The following is a 22,691-nucleotide window of genomic DNA, read 5'->3' as shown; positions in this document are numbered from 1 at the left end:
CACGGAACCGCTCGCACGGTAAGGCCGGACCACTTCACAGCCTATGATTACGGCAATGCCGGAACGAGCCGCCACCATCCGGCAGCTTTCGCCGAGAGCTTTTTAGACCCGTTCCAGCGCGATGGCTATGCCCTGGCCTACACCGATGCACATGGTGGCGAGCGCGAGCCGCGCACCCCTCTCGCGTAGTTCGAGCGCTGCCGAGCCGGTGATGCGGGCACCGGACATGCCGAGAGGATGGCCGAGGGCGATAGCCCCCCCATTCGGATTCACATGCGCTGCGTCTTCCGGAATGCCAAGTTCGCGCAGGACAGCGATGCCTTGGGAGGCAAAGGCTTCGTTAAGTTCGACAACGTTAAAGTCAGTCGGCTTCAGCTCAAGTCTCGCGCACAGCTTCTTCGTCGCCGGAGCAGGACCAATACCCATGATGCGCGGAGAAACCCCTGCCGAGGCACAGCCCAGCACGCGGGCGATGGGTGTAAGTCCGTACTTCCGCGCCGCCGCTTCTGAAGCAACGATCAGCGCCGCAGCGCCGTCATTGACGCCCGAGGCATTGCCGGCCGTGACGGTGCCGCCTTCGCGAAAGGGCGTTGGCAACTTGCCGAGAGCTTCCAGATTCGTCCCCGGGCGAGGATGTTCATCCTTTTCGACGATGATTGGTTCGCCCCTGCGCTGGGGGATGGTAACCGGCACGATTTCCTTGGCCAGGCGCCCGTTGTGTTGTGCAGCCACCGCCTTTTCCTGACTGCGCACCGCAAAAGCATCCTGGTCGTTACGGCTTACGTTGAACTCTTCGGCGACATTCTCGCCTGTCTCCGGCATGGAATCGACGCCATACTGCTTCTTGATCAATGGGTTGACGAAGCGCCAGCCAATGGTGGTGTCGTAGATTTCCGCGTTGCGGGAGAAGGCCGTTTCCGCCTTTGGCAGGACGAAGGGGGCTCGGCTCATGGATTCCACACCGCCGGCGATGATCAGTTCAGCCTCGCCCGCCTTGATGGCGCGCGCGGCGGTTGCGACCGCGTCCATGCCCGAGCCGCACAGGCGGTTGATCGTGGCGCCGGGAACATCGACCGGCAGCCCCGCCAGAAGTACTGCCATGCGCGCCACATTTCGATTGTCTTCACCCGCCTGGTTCGCACATCCGTAGAGCACGTCGTCGATCGCGGCCCAATCCACGGATGACCAGCGCTCGAAAAGCGCCTTGAGGGGTATCGCAGCCAGATCGTCTGCGCGAACGGAAGACAGTGCCCCGCCGAAGCGGCCGATTGGTGTGCGGACAAAATCACAAATGAAAGCTTCAGCCATTCTGTTCTCCGTCTACCGGCCTCTTTCCTCATGGGCCGCGGCCGTACGCTCCTTCAATTCGCGAAGGGTGGTGAGTTCGAGTTCCGTTGGAGGCGGCGTTTCCTCCACCACGTCGGAGAACCTTACCTTCCACCCGCAGGTGTCTTGCACCATGTCGCGGGTAACACCCGGATGCAATGCGGTGACCACGAATTCTTTTGTCTCCGGATCAGGGTGCCAGATGGCAAGATCGGTAATGAGCAGGGATGGCCCCTTTGTCTCGATTCCAAGCCGCTGGCGATGATCGCCTCCCTCGCCGTGACCGAAGGAGGTAAAGAAGTCTATCTTGTCCACCATCCCGCGCTTCGACTGGGCCATGGTGATATAGATCTTGCCGCAGCAGGATGCGATCTCCGGCGCGCCACCGCCGCCGGGCAGGCGCACCTTCGGCTTGTGGTAGTCGCCTATAACGGTGGTGTTGATGTTGCCGAACCGGTCGACTTGTGCCGCTCCCAGGAAGCCGATGGTGATATGCCCACCCTGAAGCCAATAGCGGAACATCTCCGGCACGGATACGGTGGTGAGCGCGGTGTCGCACAGTTCCCCATCCCCGATGGAAAGCGGCAACACGTCGGGCGCGGTGCCGATGGTGCCGGATTCGTAAATCAGCGTAATGTCCGGCGCGTGCGTGAGGCGAGCAACATTGCAGGCGGCAGAGGGCGCGCCAATGCCGACGAAGCACACATCCTCGCTTGTAAGCGCACGAGAGGCGGCAATCGTCATCATCTCGCTTGAGTTGAATGGCTGCTTGCTCATCATGTCACCCCAGCCCAGCCACCCGGCCGGCAAAATCTTCCGGTGTCGCATTGATTACATGCTCGTCCATCCACGCGCGGAAGCGTTTCCGGTCGGCCGCGATTTCGTCCCACTCGATATAGGCGGCATTATCCCGCTTGTAGTAGTTGTGGGCATATGATGGATGCGCACCGCCCGGAACGACGCTGATCGCCGTGATGGTCCAGTGTGGAAGCACGCAGGCATTAGGGTGGAGGCCGGAAAATTCCTCCACGACCTCCTCGACCGTGACGACAGCGCGGCGAGCAGCCAGAACGGCCTCTTTCTGGATGCCGACAATGCCCTCGATCAGCACGTTTCCCTTCCGGTCGGCCTTCTGCGCGTGGATGAAGGTGACATCCGGGCGCAAGGCAGGCACCGCCGCGAGTACTTCGTCAGTGAAAGGGCAGGTCACGCTGCGGATGGCCGGGTTGACTTTGGCAAGCCCAGCACCGCGATAGCCGCGGAAAACGGCAAAGGGCAAGCCTGCGGCGCCTGCCTCATAGGCGCTTGCCAGCGCCGCGTGCGAGTGCTCCTCCAGTTCAAGCGGTCGCGGCCATCCGTTCTCCACCGCGTCTCTAACGCGCCGGAGCAGCCCCACGCCGGGATTGCCCGCATAGGAAAATACCAGCTTTCTCGCCAAACCCATCCCGATCATCTGGTCGTAGATCAGGTCCGTTGTCATCCGAATTAGGATGAGATCGCTAATGCCCTGCCGAATCGCTTCGTGAGCGGCCGCCGTGGGAATGAGATGGGTAAATCCTTCGAACGCGGCCTTATCGCCATCTTTCAGATTGTCATGAATCGCATCAGGAAGCGGCATGAACTGCGCCATTGAATCCTCCCGCAGTTCGCATTGCGAACAAATGTTTTATATGCGATACTTTCTTAGATGACGCGGAGAATGGAGTCAATTCGGGCTGTTGAAACTGGCACCCGCGATTTGGTGGGGTCGCTAGCGAAGGGTCTTGCGGTCGTGGAGATCCTTGCGAAGGCTCCTGCGGGTATGCGCTTGACGGAAGTGGCCGAAAAGGCGGGGCTTACAAGAGCGGGCGCCCGCCGCCTGCTGCTGACGCTGGTAGCGCAAGGCTATGCGCAGCAGGACGGGAGGCATTTTCTGCTTTCAGCAAAGCTGCTGTCGCTCACCCGCCTATGGCTGGGTGGCGCATCGCCCTGGAGCTATGCGGAGCCTGTCCTGCGTGAGATCTCCCAAGCGGTGGGCGAATCCTGTTCGGCGGCAGTTCTGGAAGGCGAGGACGTCGTGTATGTGGCGCGGGTCGCAGGCCGCCGCATCATGTCGGTAGCCCTTTCGGTGGGGACCCGGCTGCCTGCCTATTGCACGTCGATGGGCCGGGTGCTGCTTTCAGATCTGGACGATGCCGAACTCGCCCGTCTTCTCGGCAAGGCGGCGATCCGCGCCAACACGCCCAAGACAATTACGAACCGGGATTCGCTTATGGGGCATGTGGCCGAGGTCCGGCGGGCAGGCTATGCCATCGTCGACGAGGAACTGGAGCTCGGCCTCAGATCGATCGCCGTACCGGTGCGCAACCGGTCGGGACGGGTGGTCGCCGCCATCAACGTCTCCACTCAGACAGCGCGGCTCTCCTGCGAAGAGCTTCGCGCCTCGGTGCTCCCGCTGCTGCTCAAGGCTGCTGCTAAGATTGACGATTTTCTCGCACTCCAATGATGAGTGACGGGTGCTCATGCCGCACCTTTGGAGTTACTCTGATTGCGGCTCTCTTCGAGTATCTCCCGCATCTTGCGCGACAGCCTTTCCTGAAGGCGAGCGTGAAGCGCCCGCTCCCATGTGCCCTCATCGCTGGCGGTGGGGATTTCCCGTGGTATCGACAGTAGCGTGTCGATAACCGAAGCAGAGCCGTCCTGTGCCAGAATGGCGTCGATCTCGTCAAATTTCTTATTGTTCTTATCGGCAACCATAATTCTCTCCGCTCGCGGCACCAATTCATGAAGGATGATGCTGTCTGTATGAAGGCAGTGTGATGAAGTTTCTACGACAGCCTCATGAGCCCCATTATAGTGAAATAGGAATGCACTTAGAGCCGACTGGTTCCTTTAGACCGGGCGTTCAGACATATCGGTTGACGATGTTCTCCAGGATTTCCTGCCGGCCCGAGCGGGGCAGCGGTTCGATGTCCTCGCGCATCACGCGTTCGGCAATTTCCTCAAGAGTCCGTTCTCCCGAGAGCATTGCCTTTGCCTCGGCAGACTCCCATCCGGCATAGCGTTCACCGAGCGGACGGCTGAGGGCCTTGTCTTCGAGCATACGGGCGGCCGCCTTGAAACCGCGTGCGCAGACATCCATCGCTCCAACATGGGCAGCAAGCAAATCTTCCGGATCAAGCGACTGGCGGCGAAGCTTCGCATCAAAATTGGTTCCGCCAGACGTAAAGCCGCCAGCCTTGACGATTTGGTAGTATGCAAGCGCCACCTCGGGCACGTTATTGGGAAACTGGTCCGTGTCCCAGCCGGACTGCTGGTCGTTGCGGTTCATGTCGATAGAGCCGAAGATGCCGAGCGCAGCCGCAAGCGCCAGCTCATGCTCGAAGGAGTGGCCTGCAAGAATGGCATGGCCCTGCTCGATATTCACCTTCACCTCGTTTTCCAGTCCATATCGTTTCAGGAAGCCGTAAACGGTGGCGACGTCGAAATCATATTGATGCTTGGTTGGCTCCTGCGGCTTGGGCTCGACAAGTATCGCACCCTTGAAGCCGATCCGGTGCTTGTAATCCACAACGAGGCTCAGGAAGCGGCCAAGCTGGTCAAGCTCCCGGCCCATATCCGTGTTGAGCAGCGTTTCATATCCCTCGCGCCCGCCCCATAATACGTAGTTTTCGCCGCCGAGCCGATGCGTAACATCCATGCACGCCTTCACCAGCCCCGCGGCATATGCAAATACGTCCGGATCCGGATTGGTGGCCGCACCTGCCATGAAACGGCGGTGGGAGAAAAGGTTCGCCGTACCCCAGAGAAGCTTTACGCCCGTCTTCTCCATCTTGGCAGCGAAGTAATCGGCGATCTCTTCGAGGCGGGAAATACTCTCGGCAAGTGTTGCCCCTTCTGGCCTAACATCGAAGTCGTGAAAGGTGAAAAAGGGCACGCCAAGGAGCTCGAACATCTCGAAGGCGACGTCGGCCTTTCGTTTCGCATGGTCCATCGTGTCTCCGAACCATGGCCTCTCGAAGGTGTAACCCCCGAACGGATCGCTTCCGGTCCACACGAGATTGTGCCAGTAGCAGACGGCAAATCGTAAATGGTCCTCCAGCCGCCGTCCCAGCACCATCTCGTCCGGATTGTAGTGCCGGTAGGCAAGAGGGTTGAGGCTTTCGGGGCCTTCGTAGCGAACCGGCGCCAGGTCCGTGAAAAATCCCTTACCCATCACGAAACTCCTCGAATGGCTGGATAAAGCCTGCGATAGCGTCGATACGCCTCTTCGTAGCCCTCTGCGAGCGCGATGGTTGGTTCAATGGAGGCTGCGGTGGCGGGTGGGAGGCATACAGAAAGGGGGTCTGCCCCTTCCGCTGCAATCAGGCCGAGTCGTGCCGCCCCGAAGGCAGCACCAAAATCACCCTCTGCCGGCACTTCGACCGGCACGCCAAGGATCGTGGCGATGGCCGCGAGCCAATAGTAGGAGCGCGACCCTCCGCCGATGGCGGTGACGCGGACAATCTCAGTGCCGGCCTGTTTCAAAGCTTCCAGGCAGTCACGGAAGGCGAAAGCGACACCCTCCACCACTGCCTGCGTGAGGGCGGCGCGGCCGGTGCCATGTTCAAGTCCGGTGAAGCTGCCTCGGACGACCGCGTCGTTATGCGGAGTACGCTCACCTGAAAGATATGGCAGGAAGGAGACGCCGGACGGTTCTCGGAGGGTCTGGCCGAGTTCGCCTGTCAGTTCCTCCGGCTCTGCGCCTGTAATCCGTGCTAGCCAGTTGAGGGAATCGGTTGCCGAAAGGATGACGCCCATCTGGTGCCAGGTGCCGGGCAGAGCATGGCAGAAGGTGTGCACCGCGCTTTCTGGATTGGGAAGATAAGCAGCATTGCTGGCAAATAGCACGCCTGACGTGCCAAGGGAGACAAAGGCAGCCCCCGGCTTCACCGCTCCTACTCCGCACGCGGATGCAGCGTTGTCGCCAGCCCCGCCTGCAACGACAATGCTGGCCGCCATCCCCCAACGCGCGGCAAGCTCGGGACGCAGCTGCCCCGCACGCTCGGTGCCTTCCACCAGGCTGGGCATATGGCTCTCAGCAAGCCCGCTTGCCTCCAACAGTTCGGCCGACCAGCGTCGCCCAGCAACGTCGAGCCAGGAAGTGCCTGCGGCATCGGACATTTCGGATATGCGCTCGCCTGTCAGCCAGAGGCGGAGGAAATCCTTCGGCAGGAGTACTTTGGCCGTGGCTGCATAGATTTCAGGCTCGTTTTCCTTCACCCAGAGCAGCTTGGGGGCGGTGAAGCCGGGAAAGACTATGTTGCCTGTGATCTTCCTGAAGCGCGGATCTGCATCAAGACGCGTCGCTTCAGCGTGGCTGCGGGTATCGTTCCATAGAATACAGGGCCGCAGCGGCCTGTCGGCCTCATCAAGCAGAGTGGCGCCATGCATCTGGCCGGAAAGACCTATCCCCCGGACGGCGGCAAGTGCTTGTCCATGAGAGGCTTTAAGCGACAGGATAGCGGCTTCGGTGGCCTGGATCCACTGAGCCGGATCCTGCTCCGACCAGCCTGAATGCGGGCGTGACACCCCCAGTGGTGCCGTTGCCGATGCAACAAGCTCCTGCGACTGGGTGATAAGAAGTGCCTTAACCCCGGAAGTTCCGAGATCCAGACCGAGATACATCCATTCCTCCCAGTGCGGTTCTATTTATTTCGAGTCTCGAAACAAATAATGCACAACAATCCGGCAGAAGCAATTGGCAGCCTTTGAGACAATTCCGTATCCTCCACTTCACATTCGTATAGGAAGCACAGAGCTATACCTGCTGCTTCCCAGAAAGGCGGTGAGCGATGGACGAGGAAGAGCCCAATATTTGCGTTCTTGTGCCCGGAAAGATGATTCCCTATGCGCTTGAACGTCTGCGCCAGCATTTCCGGACGATCACCATTGAACGGGCTGAGCCGGCGCTTTTATCGGAAGAAATGAAGGAGTCTGTCAAAGCCGTGGCGTCCTTCGGCAATGTCGGGGCCGCCTTCATTGACGCGCTTCCCCGGCTCCAGATCATTGCGAATTTCGGCGTGGGCTATGATTCGGTTGATGCTGGCCATGCCGCCCGGAGCGGAGTGATGGTCACGAACACGCCGGATGTGTTGACGGAGGAGGTGGCCGATACAACGATCGGCCTCCTCATCAACACAGTACGGGAACTGCCGAAGGCTGAGCAATATTTGCGCGATGGTCGCTGGAAACGCGAGGGGCCATATCCTCTCACCCGGGGGTCCCTGCGCGGGCGCAAAGTGGGCATTTATGGCCTCGGCCGCATCGGTCGGGCAATCGCCCTCCGCCTTGAGGCTTTCGGCTTGCCGGTCAGCTATCATAACCGCCGCAAGGTCGAGGATGTTCCTTATACCTACCATTCCGACCTCCTATCGCTGGCGAAGGCGGTAGATACGCTGATCTGCGTCGCTCCGGGCGGACCCGCGACGGATAGGGCCATAGACGATCAGATATTGAATGCACTTGGGTCCGATGGCGTTTTCATCAATATCGGCCGTGGTGCCACGGTAGATGAGAAGGCGCTTGCGGCTGCCCTGAAAAATGGCACCATCCTTGCCGCCGGACTCGACGTGTACGCAGATGAGCCGAACGTGCCGGAAGATCTTCTGTCCTGCCCAAACACTTGCCTTCTGCCGCACGTGGGCTCAGCATCGGTGCACACCCGCGAGGCGGTGGCCAATTTGATGATCGACAACCTCATCTCCTGGTTCTCGACCGGTAAACCGCTTACACCGGTCGCTGAGACGACCCATGTAATGGCCATGACCAAAAAGGGTCTTCCATAAGCGCCATATTATTGCCAATGAAGCAGCGCTTAGTGATTCGTATGGGGGGTGCTCAGTCTGGCTCAGTTAACGAGCGAGGGGTCTTTAATGAAGGGACTGTCATTCTTAACCGCATTGGGTCTTCTCGGAGCGGCTTCCTTCGCAATACTTGGCGATAATGAGAACCCCACGCATTCCGTGTCGAAACAGGTCCAGGAGCACAAGGAAGCGCTTCTGGCCTATCAGCTACAGGTTTCAGGACGCGAGGGCAGTTGCACGGTTGTGCGCCATGGCGGTGCCAACGCGCTTCGTGCCGAGCTAGACCTGGATCATGAATGCATTGCTTTAATGCCCCGCTTGGCGGAGGCGCGCTACTGGCGCCAGGATGCAAGCGGCGGTGTGACCTTCGTGGCGGCTGACGGAAGGCCGATCGTGGAATTTTTTGCGGCCGATGGGGTGGCTTACGAATCCTTGCGACCGGTGGCGCCGCTTGTCGCGCTCACCGCGAAGTAGGGTTCTCCGTTATTTCGGCCACTCTCCTGCGCTCGAGCGCCTGCCAAGCGCGTTTCAGCATGGGCACGAACAGCATCACCGAATGCAGCAAAGAGGCGTTGCGACGGTGAGTCTGTAGCCGCCCAATATTCTGGGTGCCATTGGACGCCCAGTGCAAAGCCCCGCGCCCCCTTTACCGAGACAGCCTCCACCGTCCCGTCTGGCGCCGTGGCTTCCACCTGCAGTTTCGGACTGAGTCTCTCCACTGCCTGGCGGTGGACGGAATTAACCGAGATTTCACTTGTTCCGAGTATATCGGCAAGGCATGTCCCCGGATTGATGGTAACCGGGTGGCGGATGGCAAAGCGCTCGTCCTGGCTGTCGCTTTGAGGAGCCCGGTGGTCCATTATCCCATCACGCTCCTGAATGTCGTTCGCAAGCGTGCCGCTAAGCGCTACGTTCAGCTCCTGAATGCCGCGGCAAATGGCAAGGAGCGGTATCCCCTTCTCTATAGCTTTGCGAATGAGCGGAATGGTCGTTGCGTCCCGCCGTTCGTCATAAGGGCCGCTCTTCTCGTCAGCAACACCGCCATAAAGGCCAGGGTGCACGTTTGACTTCGATCCGGTCAGCAATACGCCGTCGACGGACGATAGGAGCCAGTCAAAATTGAGCCTGTCTGCAAAAGAGGGCAAAAGTAACGGGAGAACGCCTGCGACCGAAACGGCTGCCTCCAGGTACTGCTCCGGAGTCGCGTGCCACGTATATTTCTCGAACTCTCTGACGTCCGTTGATACGGCGACGAGTGGTTGTATGATTCTCTGGGAATAGGACATGCCTTACATCTAGTTCCGGTCCCCTGCCTTTCCAAGTCTTGCGCCCAGGTTGGGATTCCAGATGCAACGGTGAGGATGTATAAGCATGCGTGAGGATACTAGTTTTGCTAACAAAATGTCTTAAGATTGCGTCTATTGGCTGCGGCTCTTGCTCTTTTTTGCCGCTACCCGATTTCGTTTGACGTTGAAGCGTTGCGGGGGAAAACTGTCTGTGACTCCAAAGGTGCCGGCAGCTTCGGTGCGGGAACCGTTGTCTGTTTATCGCGGTTGAGTCCCACGCGTGCCGAAGCGATCGCTGTCGGCGGTAGAAACCGTCGAGGAGGAAATTACCGTGACGCTTCATGAAGTCTCGCTCCGCGACAAATATGATCTTTCCAAGGAACGCATCTTTGTGTCCGGCGCTCAGGCGATCGTGCGCATGCTTCTCATGCAGCGGGAACTAGACCGCCGCGCGGGGCTTAACACCGCTGGTTTTGTGTCAGGCTATCGCGGGTCGCCGGTGGCGGGCATCGATATGCAATTGTGGAAGGCCGGCACGGAGCTTGCCGCTTCCGATATTGTGTTCCAACCAGGCCTCAACGAGGAATTGGCAGCGACGGCCTGCTGGGGCTCCCAGCAGACGGAACTTTTGGGTGAGGGGCGCTATGACGGCGTCTTTTCCCTGTGGTACGGCAAGGGGCCAGGTGTCGACCGGACGGGTGACGTTTTCCGGCATGCCAACCTAGCAGGTTCCTCCAGGCATGGCGGCGTTTTGGCGTTGATGGGCGATGATCACGCCGCCGAATCCTCCACGGTAGCGCACCAGAGCGAGTTCGCCTTTGTCGACGCCATGGTGCCTATCCTCAATCCCGCTGGCGTGCAGGAACTTATTGACTATGGCCTTTACGGCTACGCGCTTTCGCGCTTCGCCGGCACCTGGACGGCCATAAAATGCGTGAAGGACAACATCGAATCGACGGCCTCCGTGGACGTAGCACTAGAAAGGCTGAACATCGTCCTTCCCCAGGTAGACATGCCGCCAGGCGGCCTCAATATCCGCCACGAATTCGGTCCTTTCGCCCAGGAGGAGCGGCTGCACCGCTATAAGCGCGCGGCAGCGGCGGCCTTTGTGCGTGAAAACGGGTTGAACCGTATCGTCTTCTCCGGCGGAGCGAGGCCCAAGCTTGGCATCGTGACCATTGGCACGAGCTACCTTGACGTTCGCCAGGCGCTGACCGATCTGGGAATCGACGAGATCCGCGCCGCAGCATTGGGCGTCAGGCTTTTCAAGGTTGCCTGTCCATGGCCCTTTGATTACCAGCACGTGGCAGACTTCGCGCGCGGGCTGGAAATGGTGATCGTGGTCGAGGAAAAGCGGTCCCTGCTTGAGGCGCAACTCCGCGAGAACCTCTACGGCACCCCCAACAATCCCGTCATTATCGGTAAGAATGATGAATGTGGTGAGAAGCTCTTTCCGGTCAGCGGCACGCTCGATCCCAATGAAATCGCCATTACAATAGGTGAGCGCATCCTCAAGGTCATCGGACATTCCGAGGAGATCGCCGGCCATGTCGCTCGGTTGCAGCAGTTTCAGGCGATGCTTGCACAGACAAAGGACGTGGCCTCGCGGGTGCCCCACTTCTGCTCGGGCTGCCCTCATAATACTTCCACCCGCGTGCCTGAAGGCTCCATCGCTGGCGGCGGCATAGGCTGCCACTTCATGGCATTGTGGATGGATCGCGGGACGATTGGCTTCACCGCCATGGGCGGGGAGGGGGTGCAGTGGATTGGCCAACAGCCTTTCTCAAAGCGCGAGCACATCTTCCAGAATCTCGGAGACGGAACCTTCAACCATTCCGGTTCGCTAGCGATCCGTTTCGCCGTTGCCGCCCGTTCCAACATCACCTTCAAGATTCTGTATAACGATGCCGTAGCCATGACGGGTGGCCAACCGCTCGAGGGCGGTCTGTCGCTGGGCCAGCTCGTGGAGCAGGTGCGGGCCGAAGGCGTGAAGCGTATCGCCGTCGTGAGTGAAGACCCGGAAAAATATAAAGGAGAATTCCGGTTTCCGGCTGGAACGACTGTCCATCACCGCGACGATCTCGATGTAGTGCAGCGCAAATTACGAGATACGCAGGGTGTCACCGTTCTCGTTTATGACCAGACCTGCGCGGCCGAGAAGCGCCGCAGGCGCAAGCGCGGCACCTATCCTGATCCTGACATGCGGGTGATCATCAATGAACTGGTGTGCGAAGGGTGCGGCGATTGCGGCGTTCAGTCGAACTGCATCTCGGTGCAACCGGTAGAAACTGAATTCGGGCGCAAGCGGCGCATTGATCAGTCAAGCTGTAACAAGGACTTTTCCTGCGTAAAGGGATTTTGTCCCTCCTTCGTGACCGTGCATGGTGCAAGCCTCAGGAAGCTTGGTAACGGTATGGCTAGCGATATCGTCCCCCTGGCCGGCATTCCGGAGCCGAGGCTTTTCCCGCTCGACGATCTTGGCTGGTCCGGCATTGTCAATGGCATTGGCGGCACGGGGGTGATTACCATCGGCGCCATTCTCGGCATGGCGGCGCATCTGGAAGGAAAGGGCGCGGGAGTTATCGACATGGCGGGCCTCGCTCAGAAGGGTGGGGCGGTGTATTCGCATCTTCGCATTGCTTCCTCACCGGCCGAAATAAATTCAATTCGCGTAGCGGCCGGAAAAGCGGATTTGGTGCTCGGCTGCGATCTGGTCGTTTCGGGCGCCCGCAAGGTGCTTGCCACAATCCGGCAGGGACATACCCTGGTCGTGGCCAATACGGCGGAGATAATGCCGGGCGTTTTTGCCCGCTCCGCTGACTTCTCGCTGCCGGTCGAACAGCTCAAGAAAGCCGTTCGTGACGCGGCAGGCGAGGGCAGGGCATATTTTTTCGACGCCACCCAAGCAGCCTCGGTCCTGTTCGGCAATTCGATCGCGGCCAATATGTTCATGCTGGGGATGGCATGTCAGCTAGGCGGGCTGCCAGTTTCCGCGGAGGCGGTCGAGAAGGCCATCGAGCTTAATGGTCAGGCTGTTTCCATGAACATTGCAGCGTTCCGCTGGGGACGGAGGGCTGCCCATGCACCCGAGCATGTCCAGGGCCTGGTAGCGCGATCGGCACTTTCAACCCCAGAGCCAATGGCGAAGGATCTGGACGAGATCATCTCGCGGCGGACGGCTTATCTGGCAGACTACCAGGATTCAGCCTATGCCGAGCGCTACCGCGCCCGCATCATGCGCCTTCGGGCCGCGGAGGCTAAGGCGATACCAGGCTCGACGGCGGTGACTGAAGCGGCCGCACGTAACCTTTTCAAGCTCATGGCCATTAAGGACGAATATGAGGTGGCGCGGCTTTATACCGATGGGAGCTTTCAGCGCCAGCTCGCCAGCGAGTTCGAAAGCTATGACAGGCTCGAGTTTCACCTCGCCCCCCCTGCTTTTGCCCGGCGCGACAGTTCGGGGCAACCTCAGAAGATGAAATTCGGCCCTTGGATGATGAAGGCCTTCTACATTCTTGCACGCCTGAAGCGCCTGCGCGGGACGGCCTTTGACCCGTTCGGCCATACCGCCGAGCGGCGTATGGAGCGAGAAATTCTTATGCGGTATGAGGCCGATCTCGACATGATTGAACGGTCGCTGGCGCCGGGACAGGTAGAGGCTGCTTTAGCGCTCGCGTCGGTGCCGACTCTGATTCGCGGGTTTGGCCATGTCAAGCAAGCCAGCGTCAGGAATGCCGAGGAGGAACGCGGACGATTATTGGCCCGGTTCGAAAGCAACAAGCCTCATTCGTTATTGCAGGCTGCTGAATAGGCTCCCACCATGGTATCCAGCCATGATGATTCTGCATTGCTTCAATTTTTCTTAAGATCACACCACTAAAATCTTTGCCTAGGTGGGAAGGAGTATATGGTTCATCGCGCTGGTGACGTTCCCGACGACGTCTACATTCAGTTCGTCAGGTCACTGTTCGAGCGGCGCCACACGCTGCTAGTTGGAGCGCTTTGCCATATGCTGGTGGCGCTCATGGCTTATGAGCAAACCGGCCACCCCCTTTACGGGCTGTTCGCTGCGGTGCTCGTTGCAATCGGCTTCTGGAGATTTACCGGTTTGCGCCGTAGCCGGAAAGAGCTGGATGAGCTCGATTTGGAAACGGCACGTAAGTGGGAGTTCGACTACGTTCTCAAGGGGAGTCTTCAGGGGCTGCTACTCGGCGGTTTCGCATTCACCTCGATCTATATCTACCCTCATCCATTCGCAGAACTCGGCGCGCTGGCTATCAATATGGGCTCGCTGGTGACAGTCGTTGCCCGAAACTACGGCTCCCCGCGGATGGTGATGCTGTTTGCCACCACGATGATCGGGCCAATAGCGCTTGGGCTTTTTCTGCGCGGTGATATTGCTCATGTCGTTCTCGGCCTGCTTATCATGCCTTTCATTGCCATCATCAATGGCAGTGCAGCCGACGTGCGCAGGATCCTCTTCTCGGCGGTTCTTGACCGCAAACGCGCAAGGCAACTCGCGCAGCGGTTCGATCGTGCGCTCAACACGATGTCGCACGGACTCGTGATGTTCAGCCCCGAGGGGTGTGTCGTGGTTGCCAACGCCCAGGCTGCGGAAACCCTCAGATTTCGCTCGTCCGAACAGTTGCTCGGTCGTACGCTGAAGGCGCTGCTGCTACGGGCAGTCGCCGGTAAGCTTTTGACCTTCGGGGATTATCAGTTCGCTGAGGCGCAGTTGACGCGCGCCCTCAAGGAAGGGCGGGGTCGCAAGGTCCTGTTGAAGCTGACGGATGGCCGCTACTATGAATTTTCCGCTCGGGAAGGCAAGGATGAACTCGGGGTCCTCACGTTCGATGAGGTCACTCAGCGTGTAGCGGCCGAGACGAAGATTCGCTACATGGCCCGCTTCGACAGTCTGACGAATCTGCCTAACCGGGCTTATTTCCACGAAATGATCACCGAACTTATGCAGAGCGGCGACCCGGGCCGGCTGTGTGGGACGGCGATTCTCGACCTGGATGATTTCAAGAGCATCAATGATACGCTCGGGCATCCGGTGGGCGATGGACTGATCTACTCGGTTGCCGAACGGCTTTCGTCGCTTGTGAACGATAACGTCAAGATCAGTCGTTTTGGCGGCGACGAATTCATGATCTTCTTCAATCGCGTCGAGGACGAGGAAGATTTCAGGAGCCAGCTTGAGGCCATTATTTCGCAACTGCAAGGCGAAGTTGACGTGGCTGGCCACGCCCTCAGGGTTCAGGTGAGCGGGGGTGGCGTTGTGGTGCCCGTGCGCGGTCACGATATGGACAGCATTACCGTGAAAGCCGACCTGGCCCTTTACAGCGCGAAAGAACAGGGCAAGAACGGATGGCGTCTTTTCGAGGCCGAAATGGACGCTGCCTTCCGCAACCGCCAAGTCATGAAGGCAGACTTGCGCAGTGCCATTCAGGCGAAGGCGCTGCGGGTGGTCTATCAGCCAATCGTGGACATGCAAAGCATGCGCATCACAAGCTGCGAAGCGCTTTGTCGTTGGGATCATCCAGAATTAGGTCCGGTGTCCCCTTCCGTTTTCATCCCTCTTGCGGAGGAAATGGGCCTAGTCTCGGAGATTAGCGCGCTGGTACTCGATGCGGCCTGCCAGGAGTGCATGAACTGGCCCGACCATCTCAGCGTCTCGGTTAACTTGTCTGCCAAGGACTTCCACAGCCGAGCGGTAGTCGACAAGGTACGCGGTGCGCTGGCCAAGTCTGGGCTGCAGCCTCACAGGCTCGAAGTAGAAGTGACGGAAACGGCGCTTCTGGATGATCGCCCGTCCAATCGCAGCCACATCGAGGCGCTGAAGCAACTCGGGATCCGTATTGCTCTCGATGATTTCGGTACTGGTTACTCCAGCCTTAGCTACCTGCACACATTGCCGCTCGACCGGGTCAAGATCGATGGAAGCTTTCTGCACGACATCACAGCAAACATGCGCTCCCGCCAGCTTCTCAAGGGCGTGGTGGAGCTTTCGCGTAATCTTGGGCTTGGAGTGACAGTCGAGGGTGTGGAGACTTTCGAGCAACTTAAGCTGCTCGGTGAAGCGATCAGGCCGGATCGTGTGCAAGGCTTCCTTTTCGGCGCAGCGCTTTCCTCTTCAGGCATCGAGACGATGTCGAACACTGTCTGGTCGGTCGACGACAGTTTCCAGGTCCGCAGGATTTCCGCACAGCACTGAACATCCCGAGGCCAACCCCCAGAGCTTTTTTGTATTTTTGACCCTGATGATCTTTAGATATTTCGGATAACTTTTATATTTTTTGAACTAAATGCTTTCAGTATCGTGCCGGTAAAGTCTCTAGGGGTCCGCAAATGTCTGTTCATCCGACCGCATCGCACGATGCAGAGTCTCCATTTGTCAGAACGGTCTTGAGCGTTCTGGAGAGGACGGAGTACCGTTTCTGCGAAAGTGGTGAAGACCTCGAAGCCATCTATCGCCTGCGCTATGATTCGTATCTATCCGCGGGCATGGTCAGGGAAGATGCAGCCCGCATGGTTACCGACCAGTTCGATGACCTGCCGAATGCCTTCCGTTACGGCATTTACTATGACGGCATCCTGGTCAGCACAATTCGGCTCCATTACGTGGATGCCTCCATGCCAGTTTCACCCAGCAGCGAGGTTTTTGACGATGTCCTCGCTCCGCGAATCAAGGCAGGGGAGAGTTTCGTTGATCCGAGCCGTTTTGCTGCCGCCGCCGAGTGGTCGCGGACATTGCGCGTTCTGCCATATGTCACTCTCCGTCTGGCCGTTCTGGCCTGCAAGTACTTCACCCCGACCTATTGCTTGACGGCCATCAAGGAAGAGCATTCCGCATTCTACCAGCGCATCTTCCGCTCAGTTCCTGCTACCGATGCGCGCAACTATCCAGGCCTGACGGTGCCCGTACACCTCCTGCAGTCGAAATGCTCGGAAAACATGGAGAACACGATCGAGCGTTTTCCATTCTTTCGCTCCACCGCCTTTGAGCGCAGGATGCTGTTCGAGCGGCCAAAGAATGGGGAGCTTGCGCCGCTTACCATCCTGCCGACGGCAAAGTACCAGAAGCGAGCCGCCTGAGCATACCTTCAGCCGCTCGCGGAAGAAGGGATCTTTCGCCCGTCACGAGTATTGTGGACACTGGGGGCATGTTCAGCCCTCGATCTTTTGAAGAGAGCAGGAAGAGGTTTCATGAACACTATAGCCCTTGCGCCGCTTGTCTCGCTGATTGCGGGTATTCTCATCCTGATCATGCCCCGGCTGCTCAATTACATCGTTGCTTTCTACCTCATCATAGTCGGCCTGATCGGTCTTTTCCCGAATCTGCTGGGCTAAGACGCAAGATGCGGATGCTTGATGCAAAATTACGATTGTAATCTCGGGAACTCTTCCCCAATCAATCCTTTCTCCTTGCAGCCTGCGTCCATGCGCCCATTGCCCTTCACCGTGCTTTTCGCTATTGCCCTTGCAAATTCAATCCCGAGGGGGTTACGCGATGGCAGATGACATATCGGTCGGTCCGGCTGAAACAGGTGCCGAAATGGACTATGCGGAACACGAGCGCACCTACAAGCTTTTCCTGACTATTATCAAATATTCCTCGCTTGTGGTCAGCGCTATCCTGATCGCAATGGCCTTCGGCTTCTTCACGTCGGCCGGATTTATCTCCAGCACCATTCTCTTCCTCATCATCTGCGCTCTCGGCACCTGGATCCTGCGTTAAGGACTGGGGTGAACGTGGCGATCCGCTGCCGCGGATCGTAGAGGGGGTTCCCAACGACAAGGATTGCAAGGTGGGACAGACCGTTTTCGTGCCCAAGGAATTGGATGGGGAGCTGCGTGTTTCGGCCTCTCCAGACACAGTGAAGCGGATGGTGGGGCTTGGGCTTAACGTCGTGGTGGAAGCCGGTGCAGGTCTTGGTTCGCGGTTTACGGACGAAGAGTTTGAAGCGGCGGGCGCATCGATCGGCAAGGCTGCGGACGCGACAAAAGCGGATGTGGTGCTGAAGGTTCGCCGGCCGGCTGACGCCGAAGTCTCACGTTACAGGTCCGGCACGATAGTCATCGCCACCATGGATCCTTATCAGGCTGGCGCTGCAATTAACTCCATGGCAAAGGCGGGTGTTTCGGCCTTTGCCATGGAGTTCATGCCGCGAATCACTCGTGCGCAGGTGATGGACGTTCTTTCGAGCCAGGCGAATCTAGCCGGGTATCGCGCTGTCATTGATGCCGCGGCGGAGTATGATCGCGCGCTCCCGATGATGATGACGGCCGCAGGCACGGTTCCCGCAGCCAAGGTGTTCGTGATGGGTGCTGGCGTGGCTGGCCTTCAGGCAATCGCCACCGCGCGCAGGCTCGGCGCGGTGGTCACCGCCACGGATGTCCGCGCGGCGGCGGGTGAACAGGTGCTCTCTCTCGGGGCCAAGTTCATTATGACGGACGCGCTCAAGGATGCTTCCGGTCAGGGTGGCTACGCCCGTGAACTTACCGAAGACGAGAAGAGGGCGCAGGAAGAGCTGGTTGCGGCCCATATCGCCAAGCAGGACATCGTAATCACGACGGCTCTCATTCCCGGGCGTCCCGCGCCGCGCCTCGTGACTGCTGAAATGGTGCAGTCCATGCGTCCCGGCTCTGTAATCGTGGACCTGGCCGTCGAGCGTGGCGGAAATGTTGAAGGAGCTGCTCCCGGCGCAGTGATCACAACCGCCAACGGCGTAAAGATCATAGGCCATCTGAATGTGCCTGGACGCATTGCGGCCTCCGCCTCTTCTCTTTATGCGCGCAACCTCTTTGCCTTCTTGGAGACACTGTTCGACAAGGATGCCAGGCAGCTCTCCCTGAACACGGACGACGAGCTGGTGAAGGCCACCATGCTTACCCATGAAGGCAAGATTGTGCACCCAGATTTTGCCGGCGCTGCCGAGGCAGTCAAACCTGCGGCAGATGACCCTGAGGTTGTGAAGGCGGCCAGCGGTACCGAACCCGGACTTGAGGTTGCGCCGAAGCGGGCGCCGCGCCGGCGGAAGACTGCAGAGAAAACCAACTCCGAACAGGCGTCCGGCAAGAGCAGTGCCAAGGATGCCGCCAAAAGCACCGCCAGAAAAACCGCTAGACGCAAAACGGGTGGAGATAGCTGATGGAAACCTCAGCCATGGAGCAGGCGCTCGAACAGCTTGAGCGCGCTACAGCGAGCGTGCGCGCCGCTTTCGAGACGATGGAAGCCGAGAGCGCTGCGGAAGCCGCAGGAGCCCTTGCGCATGGCGCGACCGGCGGCATGGTAGACCCCTTCATCTTTCGCTTTGCCATTTTCGTTCTGGCGATATTCGTCGGCTACTACGTGGTGTGGTCGGTCACTCCCGCGCTGCACACACCACTGATGTCGGTGACCAACGCTATCTCCTCGGTGATCGTGGTCGGGGCGCTGCTTGCGGTCGGCATCTCTGCCTCCGGGCTTGCAGCAGGCTTTGGCTTTGTGGCCCTGGTGCTCGCATCCGTCAACATCTTCGGGGGCTTCCTCGTAACACAGCGCATGCTTGCCATGTACAAAAAGAAGGACTCGCCGGGACGATGAGTTCTTTGCACGCGCCTTTCCTTCCTGACCTTCCGTTCAGGTTTTATCCAGAAATTGCAGTCGTCGAATTTTCCAGCCGCCTGATGGAGGCCGTGAAGTAGCATGTCCGTAAATCTCGCCTCCTTCCTTTATCTTATCTCCGGCGTCCTTTTCATCATGGCGTTGAGGGGGCTTTCGCACCCCACCACGAGCCGACGGGGCAATATCTACGGAATGGTGGGCATGGCCATTGCCATTCTCACCACGCTGGCGCTTGCCACGCCGAGCTTTGGCCGGTTCCTGCTGATCGTCGCCGGTCTTGCCATCGGTGGCGGGATTGGCGCGGTGATCGCGCGGCGCATCCCGATGACGTCCATGCCGCAGCTTGTCGCTGCATTCCACTCGCTGGTCGGTCTTGCCGCAGTGATGGTGGCGGCCGCTGCGCTTTATTCTCCCGAAAGCTTCGGCATTGGCATTGTGGGCGCCATCCAGGCGCAGGCTCTGGTGGAGATGTCATTAGGCGTTGCAATCGGTGCCATCACCTTCACCGGTTCCGTCATCGCCTTCCTGAAGCTTGATGGGCGCATGTCTGGCAGGCCCATCCTCCTGCCGATGCGGCACGCCTTGAATGCGGCCATCGGGATCGCGCTCCTGGTGCTCATCATCCTCCTTGTGGTCAGCCAGAGCCACACGGTTTTTTGGCTTATCGTCATTCTTTCGCTCGTTCTTGGCGCCCTCATCATCATCCCTATTGGGGGCGCCGACATGCCGGTTGTGGTGTCGATGCTCAACTCCTATTCGGGATGGGCCGCGGCGGGAATTGGCTTCACCCTGGGCAACCTGGCGCTCATCATCACCGGTGCGTTAGTCGGCTCGTCAGGTGCAATTCTTTCCTACATTATGTGCAAGGGTATGAACCGCTCCTTCATATCCGTCATTCTTGGCGGTTTCGGGGGCGAGACCACCGCGGTGGCGGATGATGGAATAGACCGAACCGTAAAGCAGGGGTCTGCGGATGATGCCGCCTATCTGATGTCCAATGCACAGAAGGTGATCATCGTGCCTGGCTATGGCATGGCGGTCGCCCAGGCGCAGCATGCGCTGCGCGAAATGGCCGACAAGCTCAAGGAAAAGGGCGTGGAGGTGAAATATGCCATTCATCCCGTCGCCGGCCGCATGCCAGGGCATATGAACGTCCTGCTTGCCGAGGCCCAGGTGCCCTATGACGAGGTGTTCGAGCTTGAGGACATCAACTCCGAGTTTGCGCAGGCTGACGTGGCGTACGTCATCGGCGCCAACGACGTGACCAATCCGGCCGCGCGCGACGATCCCTCTTCCCCGATCTACGGCATGCCTATCCTTGACGTGGATAAGGCTCGTACCTGCCTCTTCGTCAAGCGCTCGCTCGGCTCCGGTTATGCCGGCATCGACAACACGCTGTTCTACAAGGATGGCACCATGATGCTTCTAGGCGATGCGAAGAAGATGACCGAAGACATCGTCAAGGCGATGGAGCATTGACTTGCCAAAAAGTCCGGCCATGCGCCGGGCTTTTTCTATCGGGTGCGTTTGGTGTGCGATAGCTGCGCTGTAGGCCTCCTCAGCGTGGCAAGTACACCCAGCGTCTGGCTGGCGCGAAAAGACGTTGCTGTGTCATCCTCTGCGAACGGCGACCGGAAGCTCGCTGCAGCTCTGTTCGTGTTCGCGACCTTCTTATACCAGGCGGGTTCGGCAAGGATCTTTGCAGCCGGGATCTCGTCGGTTGGAAGGACTGAGCGTGTCGTGCTGAATTCATTCCCCGCAGCGGCTATCGATTTGTAGTCCTTGTACTTTATCAGCGTTCTTTGGGCCGCGTCCCGATAGGTCCTTTGCCACATTTCGTCGGTCGCAACGATGGGCTCGGTAATGTCGAATTCGCTGAACTGGCCGGCGCTTATGTCAACGACATAGTCGACCCCATCCTTGCTCGCCAAAACTGCGAAATGGTTCTTGGGCATGTCGGTCTTGGCATTGCTCCAAAAATACATGCCGCGGACCTTCGTCTTATAACCGGCGTCTTTAAGCAGGCTCAGTAGCGGTTCGAGGACCGCTTCGCACCTTTCACTAGGATGCAGGCAGTAGTTCCGGATTTTCTTTTCCGCCCTCACGAGCCTGTTTAACTTTTGGATCTCGTTCTCGGCTTCGGATAAGAATGCCTTTTCGCTCCTCGCAACAACTGCGGTGTCCTCTACCTTCTTGAACTTCTCAACTCTGTCGATCCGCGCCTTCTTTTCAAGCGATGTAGTTGCAGCGTTGGCTGGAGGAGCGCCAGGGAAGACATCATCCAGCTTTCGTAGAGCACTGATGTCATCGATTTCACTCGGCAGGAGCTTGCCAAGCTTCTTCAGCTTACCTGCTTTTTGGGTGGCGGAAAACGCCACGTCAAGCAGGTCCAGACCGGCAGATAGAACAGCCTCCTCATAGTTGCCCTTCGATGCTTCTCGGGCAGCGTCGTAACCGGGTATGAGAACGCCACGTGCGAAATGAAATACTTTTTCAAAGTCCGTTTCTTCAAAAGCGAAGGATTTAACGGAAAGTAGAGCCTCTTCGAATGTTTGAGCGTTTCCGTGAACGATCGCAGTATGAACCGAGATATTCCGCAGGGTAGGCTGATCAAAACGCGGCTTGTGGGCTCGAGCCAGCACCGCACCATCAAAAAACAGATCAAGATTCGCTTCCAGCCATTTCGAGCGTGCGCCGGGATCGGCGCGCAATGGTACGACGATGTCGCAGTGCTTTGCGGAAACCGCGAAATACTTGACGGCGTGCTTCGTATGCACCTTGAGCACATACCCACGGTTGCTCTTTGGGTGGCTGATGAAAATACTGCCTGAATGCCGCACGGTTTGCGTGATCCTCACCGGAATCATATCAGCCTTGTCGGTCTCCTGAACACCGTGCCTGGAAAGTATCCTCAGGCAATCGATTGACAACTGTGCGCTGGTCTCGGAAACGTAATCTAGGAATTTCCGCTCGAACGCGTCGTCAAGATTAGGCAGCATCTTCAAAGTTGCTGGATTGTCCCGAACGAAGAAAGGAAGAGGGGAGACCTGGGCCTCCATATAGATGTCAATCATTGGCTTTGTACTGGTAGTCGTAGCTCCGCCAATGAAGCCTGGCATGTAATCGGTGATGGTATAGTTCTTCTCTGGATCCAGACCCTGTTTCCGAAGAATATCCATGCCAACTTTTCTTCTTGTTGGAAGCGTAAGGATGGTATCTGTCAGATAAGTATTTGGAACGTGTCCTTCGCATCTTCGCGCATTCCGCATGATTTGGGATGCAAAACTGTTTTTGGAATGGGATACATTCTTTGCAGCATGCCTCTTATGGATGTGACGCAGTCGCTTTTCCTTCGCGTGGCCTGACCGAGCTGCTATCTCTTGCCGAGCGGAAGCGATATGCTGCACAACCAGCAAAGTGGCGAAGAACAGCGCCCAGCGCGCAGTGGAAGCAGACTGGCTTGAGCTGGCCGGAAGGGAGCTATGATGCCGCACGGGGTACTTGTTTACTGCCGCCCAAGCATGGCTTTTCCCGATAGCGGCCCGCTTCTGCTTCAGTATGTCAGGTTTCTTCTCGCCGATCACTCTGGGCGGTCGGCACGGCCCGAGATGTATGTTCTTCATTGGCAATCATCAAACGGTGTTC

The 22,691-nt window shown here is 58.4% G+C and carries 19 protein-coding genes; 11 read left to right on the top strand and 8 right to left on the bottom strand.

Features of this window, described 5'->3' with window-relative positions:
- Window positions 1–102: 102 nt before the first annotated feature.
- Genes pcaF through HUS57_RS08770 form a run of 3 tightly spaced genes read right to left on the bottom strand, consistent with a single transcriptional unit; the run spans window position 103 to window position 2,956 of the window.
- On the bottom strand, window positions 103–1,308 hold the full coding sequence (gene pcaF, locus HUS57_RS08780) for a 3-oxoadipyl-CoA thiolase (RefSeq protein WP_173932806.1): 1,206 nt from the start codon (window positions 1,306–1,308) through the stop codon (window positions 103–105).
- A 12-nt stretch (window positions 1,309–1,320) separates the two neighbouring features.
- Window positions 1,321–2,103 (bottom strand): CoA-transferase subunit beta, encoded by a 783-nt coding sequence (locus HUS57_RS08775; RefSeq protein WP_173932805.1) that lies wholly within the window; start codon window positions 2,101–2,103, stop codon window positions 1,321–1,323.
- Window positions 2,104–2,107: 4 nt separating this feature from the next.
- Window positions 2,108–2,956 (bottom strand): CoA transferase subunit A, encoded by an 849-nt coding sequence (locus tag HUS57_RS08770; RefSeq protein WP_173932804.1) that lies wholly within the window; start codon window positions 2,954–2,956, stop codon window positions 2,108–2,110.
- 69 nt (window positions 2,957–3,025) lie between these two features.
- On the opposite strand from HUS57_RS08770, the gene HUS57_RS08765 reads away from it, so the two are divergent.
- Window positions 3,026–3,811 carry an IclR family transcriptional regulator C-terminal domain-containing protein gene (locus HUS57_RS08765; protein WP_173932803.1) on the top strand — a complete coding sequence of 262 codons (786 nt, stop codon included), beginning with the start codon at window positions 3,026–3,028 and terminating at the stop codon, window positions 3,809–3,811.
- A 14-nt stretch (window positions 3,812–3,825) separates the two neighbouring features.
- Here the strand turns inward: HUS57_RS08765 and HUS57_RS08760 are convergent, their stop codons facing one another.
- The 3 genes from HUS57_RS08760 to xylB form a co-directional block, all read right to left on the bottom strand.
- Window positions 3,826–4,062, bottom strand: a complete 237-nt coding sequence (locus HUS57_RS08760; RefSeq protein WP_173932802.1) for a hypothetical protein — start codon at window positions 4,060–4,062, stop codon at window positions 3,826–3,828.
- 148 nt (window positions 4,063–4,210) lie between these two features.
- Complete coding sequence (gene xylA, locus HUS57_RS08755; RefSeq protein WP_173932801.1) at window positions 4,211–5,521, bottom strand: xylose isomerase; 1,311 nt, start codon at window positions 5,519–5,521, stop codon at window positions 4,211–4,213.
- A complete protein-coding gene (gene xylB / locus HUS57_RS08750; RefSeq protein WP_173932800.1) occupies window positions 5,521–6,972 on the bottom strand; it encodes a xylulokinase in 1,452 nt (483 codons plus the stop codon). Before xylB ends, xylA begins: the two co-directional genes overlap by 1 nt.
- Before the next feature lie 167 nt (window positions 6,973–7,139).
- Here xylB and HUS57_RS08745 point away from each other — a divergent pair, with 167 nt between their 5' ends.
- Both HUS57_RS08745 and HUS57_RS08740 read left to right on the top strand, forming a co-directional pair.
- Complete coding sequence (locus HUS57_RS08745) at window positions 7,140–8,132, top strand: 2-hydroxyacid dehydrogenase (protein ID WP_173932798.1); 993 nt, start codon at window positions 7,140–7,142, stop codon at window positions 8,130–8,132.
- Window positions 8,133–8,219: 87 nt separating this feature from the next.
- Window positions 8,220–8,624 carry a hypothetical protein gene (locus HUS57_RS08740; RefSeq protein ID WP_173932796.1) on the top strand — a complete coding sequence of 135 codons (405 nt, stop codon included), beginning with the start codon at window positions 8,220–8,222 and terminating at the stop codon, window positions 8,622–8,624.
- Here HUS57_RS08740 and HUS57_RS08735 read toward each other — a convergent pair.
- Window positions 8,573–9,436, bottom strand: a complete 864-nt coding sequence (locus tag HUS57_RS08735; protein WP_246727807.1) for a gamma-glutamyl-gamma-aminobutyrate hydrolase family protein — start codon at window positions 9,434–9,436, stop codon at window positions 8,573–8,575. The genes HUS57_RS08740 and HUS57_RS08735 overlap by 52 nt on opposite strands.
- Before the next feature lie 331 nt (window positions 9,437–9,767).
- On the opposite strand from HUS57_RS08735, the gene HUS57_RS08730 reads away from it, so the two are divergent.
- The 8 genes from HUS57_RS08730 (at window position 9,768) to HUS57_RS08695 (ending at window position 20,525) form a co-directional block, all read left to right on the top strand.
- On the top strand, window positions 9,768–13,247 hold the full coding sequence (locus HUS57_RS08730; protein WP_173933252.1) for an indolepyruvate ferredoxin oxidoreductase family protein: 3,480 nt from the start codon (window positions 9,768–9,770) through the stop codon (window positions 13,245–13,247).
- A gap of 96 nt (window positions 13,248–13,343) precedes the next feature.
- Window positions 13,344–15,653, top strand: a complete 2,310-nt coding sequence (locus HUS57_RS08725; RefSeq protein ID WP_173932794.1) for an EAL domain-containing protein — start codon at window positions 13,344–13,346, stop codon at window positions 15,651–15,653.
- A gap of 134 nt (window positions 15,654–15,787) precedes the next feature.
- Complete coding sequence (locus HUS57_RS08720; protein WP_173932792.1) at window positions 15,788–16,534, top strand: hypothetical protein; 747 nt, start codon at window positions 15,788–15,790, stop codon at window positions 16,532–16,534.
- 111 nt (window positions 16,535–16,645) lie between these two features.
- Window positions 16,646–16,789, top strand: a complete 144-nt coding sequence (locus HUS57_RS08715) for a DUF3096 domain-containing protein (protein ID WP_173932791.1) — start codon at window positions 16,646–16,648, stop codon at window positions 16,787–16,789.
- A 160-nt stretch (window positions 16,790–16,949) separates the two neighbouring features.
- Entirely contained in the window at window positions 16,950–17,177 is a 228-nt protein-coding gene (locus tag HUS57_RS08710; RefSeq protein ID WP_173932789.1) for an aa3-type cytochrome c oxidase subunit IV, read from the top strand.
- Between the two features lie 70 nt (window positions 17,178–17,247).
- Entirely contained in the window at window positions 17,248–18,591 is a 1,344-nt protein-coding gene (locus HUS57_RS08705) for a Re/Si-specific NAD(P)(+) transhydrogenase subunit alpha (protein WP_173932787.1), read from the top strand.
- Window positions 18,591–19,025 carry a proton-translocating transhydrogenase family protein gene (locus tag HUS57_RS08700; RefSeq protein WP_173932785.1) on the top strand — a complete coding sequence of 145 codons (435 nt, stop codon included), beginning with the start codon at window positions 18,591–18,593 and terminating at the stop codon, window positions 19,023–19,025. The genes HUS57_RS08705 and HUS57_RS08700 overlap by 1 nt, the downstream gene beginning before the upstream one ends.
- Window positions 19,026–19,127: 102 nt before the next feature.
- Complete coding sequence (locus HUS57_RS08695; RefSeq protein WP_173932783.1) at window positions 19,128–20,525, top strand: NAD(P)(+) transhydrogenase (Re/Si-specific) subunit beta; 1,398 nt, start codon at window positions 19,128–19,130, stop codon at window positions 20,523–20,525.
- A gap of 35 nt (window positions 20,526–20,560) precedes the next feature.
- Here the strand turns inward: HUS57_RS08695 and HUS57_RS08690 are convergent, their stop codons facing one another.
- Entirely contained in the window at window positions 20,561–22,669 is a 2,109-nt protein-coding gene (locus HUS57_RS08690; RefSeq protein ID WP_173932780.1) for a hypothetical protein, read from the bottom strand.
- Window positions 22,670–22,691: the final 22 nt, after the last annotated feature.

Origin of the sequence: Chelativorans sp. Marseille-P2723 (genome assembly GCF_902809845.1) — a bacterium.
In the GTDB taxonomy this organism is placed as follows: Bacteria; Pseudomonadota; Alphaproteobacteria; order Rhizobiales; family Rhizobiaceae; genus Chelativorans.
This window is presented reverse-complemented; position numbering and strand designations above follow the sequence as displayed.